The organism is Caulobacter sp. D5, assembly GCF_003185805.1.
Taxonomy (GTDB): Bacteria; Pseudomonadota; Alphaproteobacteria; order Caulobacterales; family Caulobacteraceae; genus Caulobacter.
On sequence record NZ_QHJY01000012.1, the window covers coordinates 1 to 6,883 of the forward strand.

General features: G+C 69.9%; 10 protein-coding genes and 1 pseudogene. 8 read left to right on the top strand and 3 right to left on the bottom strand.

Annotation, left to right across the window (positions count from 1 at the left end):
• Window positions 1-166: 166 nt before the first annotated feature.
• Window positions 167-1,063 carry an NAD(P)-dependent oxidoreductase gene (locus DMC18_RS01135; protein ID WP_110120922.1) on the bottom strand — a complete coding sequence of 299 codons (897 nt, stop codon included), beginning with the start codon at window positions 1,061-1,063 and terminating at the stop codon, window positions 167-169.
• Between the two features lie 180 nt (window positions 1,064-1,243).
• Between DMC18_RS01135 and DMC18_RS01140 the strand changes: the two genes are divergently transcribed.
• From DMC18_RS01140 to DMC18_RS01170, 8 genes and pseudogenes are all read left to right on the top strand, one after another.
• Complete coding sequence (locus tag DMC18_RS01140; RefSeq protein ID WP_110120923.1) at window positions 1,244-1,813, top strand: (2Fe-2S)-binding protein; 570 nt, start codon at window positions 1,244-1,246, stop codon at window positions 1,811-1,813.
• Window positions 1,810-3,978, top strand: coding sequence for a xanthine dehydrogenase family protein molybdopterin-binding subunit (locus tag DMC18_RS01145; protein ID WP_110120924.1), 2,169 nt, complete (start codon window positions 1,810-1,812; stop codon window positions 3,976-3,978). Before DMC18_RS01140 ends, DMC18_RS01145 begins: the two co-directional genes overlap by 4 nt.
• Window positions 3,979-4,070: 92 nt before the next feature.
• Window positions 4,071-4,226 (top strand): annotated as a pseudogene (locus DMC18_RS27220) (LuxR C-terminal-related transcriptional regulator); the annotation flags it as partial.
• 148 nt (window positions 4,227-4,374) lie between these two features.
• The gene (locus DMC18_RS01155) at window positions 4,375-4,650 is read left to right on the top strand and encodes a hypothetical protein (RefSeq protein ID WP_110120925.1); all 276 of its coding nucleotides are present in this window, start codon (window positions 4,375-4,377) and stop codon (window positions 4,648-4,650) included.
• A 14-nt stretch (window positions 4,651-4,664) separates the two neighbouring features.
• Window positions 4,665-4,793, top strand: a complete 129-nt coding sequence (locus DMC18_RS27115) for a hypothetical protein (RefSeq protein WP_255580246.1) — start codon at window positions 4,665-4,667, stop codon at window positions 4,791-4,793.
• A 93-nt stretch (window positions 4,794-4,886) separates the two neighbouring features.
• Window positions 4,887-5,240, top strand: coding sequence for a hypothetical protein (locus DMC18_RS01160; RefSeq protein WP_110120926.1), 354 nt, complete (start codon window positions 4,887-4,889; stop codon window positions 5,238-5,240).
• Between the two features lie 40 nt (window positions 5,241-5,280).
• On the top strand, window positions 5,281-5,496 hold the full coding sequence (locus tag DMC18_RS01165; RefSeq protein ID WP_110120927.1) for a hypothetical protein: 216 nt from the start codon (window positions 5,281-5,283) through the stop codon (window positions 5,494-5,496).
• 116 nt (window positions 5,497-5,612) lie between these two features.
• Window positions 5,613-6,032 carry a hypothetical protein gene (locus tag DMC18_RS01170; RefSeq protein WP_110120928.1) on the top strand — a complete coding sequence of 140 codons (420 nt, stop codon included), beginning with the start codon at window positions 5,613-5,615 and terminating at the stop codon, window positions 6,030-6,032.
• Here the strand turns inward: DMC18_RS01170 and DMC18_RS01175 are convergent.
• Window positions 6,029-6,595: a hypothetical protein gene (locus DMC18_RS01175; RefSeq protein WP_110120929.1), complete on the bottom strand. Its 567-nt coding sequence runs from the start codon at window positions 6,593-6,595 to the stop codon at window positions 6,029-6,031. The two genes, DMC18_RS01170 and DMC18_RS01175, sit on opposite strands and share 4 nt — an antisense overlap.
• 56 nt (window positions 6,596-6,651) lie before the next feature.
• Window positions 6,652-6,883 (bottom strand): NTP transferase domain-containing protein (locus tag DMC18_RS01180; RefSeq protein ID WP_158285825.1); only part of this gene is annotated, 232 nt, incomplete at its 5' end.

A 6,883-nucleotide genomic window follows, 5' to 3' on the forward strand; every position in this document is an offset into this window, starting at 1 on the left:
ACCTCTCCCATAGGGAGAGGGAGGGGCCCATGCGCAGCATGGGAGGGTGAGGGGTTACAGCATTGACTGATCTTGGCGCGACTTGGGGGCAGGGCGTCCGACGGCGTACGCCCTCACCCTCCCACGCCTGCGGCGCGGGCCCCTCCCTCTCCCCACGGGAGAGGTGTCAATTGGACGGAGCCGTCAGCAGCACCTCGACCGCCACGCCGGCCGCCGCCAGCGCCTGGATGTCCGCCGCCTCGACCGGGGAGGCGACCAGGCGGACGACCTGGCGGCCGCTCCTGGCCAGTTCGATCAGCTGTTCCGGGCTCGCCTCGGCGGCCGACAGGCGGTGGGCGTCGCGGCGGGCCATGGTGACGACCTCGGGATCGGCGGCCTCGTCGATGACCAGCACGTCGGCGGCCGACAGGGCCCGCACGGCGCGCAGGGTCAGCAGGTCGGCCGGGCCCTTGCCGGCCACGAAGCGGACCTTGCCCTCCTTCTTGACGCTCTTGGCCAGGGCGTCGCGGAACAGGGCGCCGGCCTTTTCCATGTCGCCGGTCATGGCCGCCTGGGCCGCCTCGCCCGACAGCGCCTCGCGCAGGAAGGCGCGGCGTTCGTGCAGGGTGGGCAGGGCGCCGCGCACCTCGCTCTGGAAGTTGCGCATCAGGGCCGCGACCCGGCCGGCGCCCTCGGGCACCTGGGCCTCGATGTCGGAGCGCAGCATGGTGGCCAGCACGGGGGCCGCGCCGCCGGTGCCGACGGCGGCCACCACCTCGCCGCGGTCGATGACGGCGGGGGTGTTGAAGTCGCACATGTCGGGCTTGTCGACGACATTGACCAGCACCCCGGCGGCGCGCGCGGCGCGGGCGGCGGCCTGGGCGAACACCTCGTCGGAACTGGAGATGAAGGCCAGCACTGCGCCCGTGTAGGAGCCGGGCAGGAAGGCCGCGTGGCCGTCCAGCCGCACCAGGGTGGCGGGCGAGCCGTCGAACAGCCGGGCCTTGGCCTCGGCGCCTTCGCCGGTTCCGGCGATCACCACCTTGCGGCCGGCGAGGGGGAAGTAGGCGGGGAAGGAGTCCAAGGCGGGGGTCCTCTGCAGGCGTCGTGCGTTCAAGCTAGGGCGCGTCGGCCAAGAACGTGAGGCCTTTCGCGCAACAGGCGTGGCGGAACCGGCTTTCCGAGCATCTTGGCGGCGTTAAAATTTCACTGGCGGAGCCTCGGGAGAACGGTGTTAGCTGCCCCGAGGGCAGGAGACAGGCGCATGGCGGCGAGCTTGGACGTCAACGGCAAGACGATGTCGGTCGAGGCCGATCCCGACACGCCGCTGCTGTGGGTGCTGCGCGACGAGCTGGGCCTGACGGGCACGAAGTTCGGCTGCGGCCTGGCCCAGTGCGGGGCCTGTACGGTGCATGTGAACGGCGACCCGGTGCGGTCCTGCGTCACGCCGATCGCCGCTCTCTCCGGCGCCAAGATCACCACCATCGAGGGCCTGGGCGGTGCCCATCCGCTGCAGCAGGCCTGGGTGAAGCTGGACGTGCCGCAGTGCGGCTACTGCCAGTCGGGCCAGATCATGTCGGCCGCCGCCCTGCTCGAAGCGAATAAAAAGCCGACCGACGAGGACATCGACGCGGCCATGGGCGGCAACATCTGTCGCTGCGGCGCCTATCAGCGGATCCGGGCGGCGATCAAGCAGGCGGCGACGGGCCAGGCGATCCCGGTGGTCGCCGCGCCGGCGGTCGTCGCCGATCCGGCCAAGGAGGCCGACATCGACGAGGCGATCTCGGCCGCTTCGGGCGCGACCTCGCGGATCCAGCGCGGAGAAGTGCGATGAACGCGCCTGTGAAATCCGAAGGCTTCAGCCGCCGCGAGGTGGTGGTCGGGGCCGCGGTGGTCGGCGGCGCCCTGGTGGTCGGCTGTTCGCCGGCCGACCTGATGAGCGCCGGCTCCAAGGTCGAGGTCGGGGCGTTCGGCCCGTTCATCCGCTTCGAGCCGGACGGCTTCGTCACCGTGATCTCCAAGCACGTCGAGTTCGGCCAGGGCAGCCATGCGGGGCTGGCGGCGATCGTCGCCGAGGAGCTGGACGCCGACTGGGCCAAGGTGCGGGTCGAGCAGTCGCCGGCCAACGCCAAGCTCTACGGCAACGGCGCCCTGGGCGCGCAGCTGACCGGCGGCAGCTCGGCGATCTCCAACAGCTGGGAGCAGCTGCGCAAGGCCGGCGCCGGGGCGCGGGCGATGTTCGTCGAGGCCGCCGCCAACCGCTGGAACGTCCCGGCCGGCGAGATCGTGGTCAAGGACGGGGTGCTGACCCACGCCTCGGGCAAGAGCGCCGCCTTCGCCGACCTGTCGGCCGACGCCGCCAAGGTGACGCCGCCCGAAAATCCGCCGCTGAAGGACCCCAAGGCCTTCACCCTGATCGGCACCGATCGCGTGCGCCGCAAGGACGCGCAGGCCAAGGTCGACGGCACGGCCCGCTACACCCAGGACGTCCACCTGCCCGACATGCTGACGGCGATGGTCGCCCATCCGCCGCGCTTCGGGGCCAAGGTCGAGAGCTTCGACGCCGACGCCGCCAGGAAGGTGGCGGGCGTGGTCGACGTCTTCGAGATCCCGACGGGCGTGGCGGTGGTGGCCAAGTCCACCTGGGCCGCGCGGCTGGGGCGCGAGGCGCTGGTCGTGCGCTGGGACGAGGCCAAGGCCGAGAAGCGCGGCTCGAAGGAGATCACGGCGGCGTTCCGGGATCTCGCCACCGGCAAGGGTCCGGCCGAGCAGAAGTGGGAATCGTTCGGGGCCAAGGGCGACGCGGCCCAGGCGGCCGGTGGCGCCGACGCCTTCGAGGCGGTCTACGAGTTCCCCTATCTGGCCCACGCCACCATGGAGCCGATGAACTGCGTGGCGATCGTCGACGGCAATTCGGTCAAGCTGGTGCACGGCTCGCAGGGCCAGACGCTCGACCAGCTGGCGGCCGCCAAGATCGTCGGGACCCTGCCGGGCTCGGTCGAGATCGAGACCCTGTTCGCCGGCGGCTCGTTCGGGCGGCGGGCGACCTTCAATTCCGACTACGTGGCCGAGTGCGTGCACGTGGCCAAGAAGGTCGGCGGCGGCAAGCCGGTGAAGCTGGTCTGGACCCGCGAGGACGACATGAAGGCCGGCTACTACCGGCCGCTGGTGGTCCACGCCGTGCGGGTCACGCTGGACAAGGACGGCCTGCCGGCCACCTGGCGTCACCGCATCGTCAGCCAGTCGATCATGAAGGACTCGCCGATGCCCTCGAAGGGCGTCGACCAGACCGCCGTCGAGGGGGCGTCGGATTCGCCCTATCTGAAGGCCACGCCGGTGGTCGACGCCCAGGTGGCGTTCCCCGAGGTCGGCGTGCCGGTGCTGTGGTGGCGCTCGGTGGGGGCGACCCACACCGCCTTCGTCATGGAGCACACCATCGACCAGCTGGCCCGCAAGGCCGGCAAGGACCCGGTCGAGTACCGCCGCGCCCTCTACGCCAAGGCCGGGGCCGACCGGCACCTGGCGGCCCTGAACCTCGCCCTGGAAAAGGCAGGGCCGAAAGCGTCGGCTGGGTGGACGCGCGGGGTGGCGGTGCACGAGAGCTTCGGCTCGGTCGTGGCCCAGGTGGCCGAGGTCAAGCTGGTGGATGGCGAGCCGCGCGTCGGCCGGGTGGTCACCGCCATCGACTGCGGCGTGGCCGTCTCGCCCGACCAGATCGCCGCCCAGATGGAGGGCGGCACCTGCTACGGGCTTTCGGCGGCGCTCTTCGGCCAGGTGACCCTGACCGAGGGGGTGGTCGACCAGAGCAATTTCGACACCTATCGGGTGCTGCGCTTCGCCGAGGCGCCCAGCGTCGAGACCCACATCGTGCCGTCGGCCGCCCCGCCCAGCGGGGTGGGCGAGCCGGGGACGCCGGTGATCGGCCCGGCGACGGCCAACGCCCTGCTGGCGCTGTCGGGCCAGCCGACCGTCAGCCTGCCGTTCGTCCGCGGCGCCTGAGCGGGCGAACTGTCTGATTGTTAACTCTGACGCGTCCGAAATTGACGCCTCACCGGCTGGACGGGAGGCTGTGCTGGGACCATGTTAGCGCCATGGTCGAGCCTGCCGACAGCCTTGGTTTCGAGAAGCTCACGCCTCGTGAGCGCGAGATCCTGCGCCTGATCGCCCAGCACCAGCGTTCGAAGGAAATCGCGCGCCTGCTCAGCCTGTCGCCCAAGACCGTCGAGATGCATGTGCTCAGCGCCCGCCGGCGCCTGGCCGGCATGCCGCGCCGCGACGCCGCCCTGGCCTTCGTGGCGTGGGAACAGCACCCCGGTAATGACTACCGTAGGCAATCGCCGGGCCTAGCCGACGAACCTGAGCCGGTCTCTCCTGACGACAGCAGCGGGAGCGGCCATGAACGACAACACACCCAAGACCAAGACTGGCTCGCCCCCGGGATCGGCCTTCTTCATCGCGAGCTGGAAGTCTCTCGAGGAAGGCCTGACCCTGATGGCGGCCACCCCCGAGCGGGAGCGCCTGGTGCCGGAAACGGTGTCGGCTCTGCGCAAGGCCCAGGCGGCCGGCGATCCTCCTTCGAAGCTGTTGCTGCGAGTGCTCGCGGCCACGGCGTTCCTGTCGGACGACAGTCCGATCAGGTCCGAACGCGGGGAGGTTGGCGCCATGACCTGAGCCCAGCCCAATGGATGGGCCTGATCCTGGTTTCAGCCCTGGCGGCCGGCGTGCTGCTCAGCGTGGTGACCATGGGAGCCCATGAATTCCTCTTCGCCCTCCAGCGGTTCCGCGAGGGCTGGAGCGCCCCGCCGACGAACTGATCGTCGGTCTAGGGCCAGCCGAAAAAACCGAATTTCCAACAATCCAAGCCTTTGAACGTGCGGGGGGCGCCCGCGCGAGTGGGAGAGTCTTGCATGAAGCGCAGCGACGCAGCCCGTGCCGGGGCCGAAAAACTGAAACAAGCCGAAGCCGCGATCGACGCGGCCGTACGCGAAACCGCCGAGCTGATGGGCCTGCTGCCCACGCTGCGGCTGGACGCGCAGCTGTCGGCCGTGATCGGCCAGGAAGCCCTGGAGACCCTGGGCGTCACCCTGACCCATATCCTGTCGGCCCGCCGCACCATCGTGAAGGCGCACGGCGATCTGGCGGAAGTCCGCTCGCAGATCGGCTGCGGCGCCCTGGCGCTGGGCGATCTGGGCAAGGTCGAGGGCGGCGACACGCCGCGCACCTCGGGCCTGCGCGCCGTCGATGGCGGTCGGGCCGCCTGATCGTCACCGGTATGCGCGAAGTTCTAATGGAGGGCGCGGCATGAGCGCGGTCCTGGCGATTATGGATCCGGCCATCGAAGAGGCCGCCGAGTTCGGGCGGTGCATTCGGTCTCTGTGTCCGACCCAGCAGCGTGTGCTGACGGTGCTGCTGCGGCGGCTCGTCGATATGGAGGCGGCGGACGACGCCGATGGCGCGGTGCGCGTCGTCGATGAGATCCGCCGGATTCTCTGCGACGGCGAGAAGACGCGGCACTAGAGTTCCGTCCGCCTGGTGGGCGGTCGCCGATATCCAAGGCGTAAAGCTCCGGCCCGGATCATGCTTTGATCCGGGCCGGACTTGCGTCAACCTGGAGCGGTGAAGGGGGGCGTACAGTGTCGGCTTATCTCTATCTTTTCCTGACCCTGACGATCTGCGGCCTGGCCTTCTGGCGCGGCGGACCGTCGGAGAAGCGGATCGCCGTCACCCTGCTGGCCGGCTGGGCCGCCTCGCTGGTGATGTTCCGCCACAACCGCATCAATCCCGACGTCGGGGTGATGATCGTCGACGCCGTGGCGGCGCTGATCTTCATCTGGGAGTCGATCCGCTCGCGCCTGCTGTGGACCGTGGCGATCTCGGCGTTCCAACTGGTCGCCCTGGCCTCGCACGTGGCGGTGCTGATCGACCTGCGGGTGACCATCAACACCTACATGATGAGCCTGGCGGTCTGGAGCTACGCCATCCTGCTCACCCTGGCGCTCGGCGTCTGGCTGCACTGGCGCGAGATGCGGCGGTACGAGGCGATGGAGGGTTAGGGCGCGGGATTTTCCGTCGTCGCTTCGCGCTCGAACGGCCTTGCAAGGTTATAGGTGAGCGTTCGCACATCGACCGACGCCGAACCTAGATGCTCGACGAACCGCGCCTCGATCTGGCGCAGATGCCGCGCGGCGGGCGGCCAGTCGGTGGCGCAGCCGTCGGCCTGGAGCACCAGTTCGGCGAAGGCCTGCGCCGTAATGGCGCCCGAACTGGGAAGCAGGTCGAGTACGCGAAGGGGGTGGCCGTTCACGATGCTCCCGCACCAACCGCCGCGGGCGCAGACGTCCCACATCAGCCGCTGGTAGGCCGTCGGATGGACGATGTCGATTTCGTAGTCGACATCGCACCACAGGCTCAGTCCATATTCCGAAACCGAACAGTAGTGACGAGTTTCGAGACCGTCCCGCGGTGTGAAGCGGACGCCGGCTATGGCGAGGTGTGGAATTTCATGCTTGTCGCCCCGTGGCTCGATCGTGAGCACGAGGGGCTTCGGGTCTTCGTTCTCGAATTGAAGGATCGTCATTTCGGCGAGATTGGCGCTCCACCCTTGGTGGAGCTTCAATACAGGCGCGCCCCTTCTGGCGCCAACCGTTTTGAAGGGGGACGCGACGAGCGGGCCTACCGCTCCAGGTCCTCGCGCCGGTCGACGTCGAACAGCACGCCGGGGTCGTCGGTCTCGACCAGGGCGATGGCGTCGCCGGCCTTGGTCAGCACGCCCTGCGCGCCGCGATCGCCGGCCAGGGCGGCGAGATCCTCAAACCAGCGGCGGGCGAACAGCACCGGGTGGCCGCGACGGCCGGCGTGGACGGGGGCGGCGATGCCCGGGCCGGCGCTCAGGGCCTGGACCAGG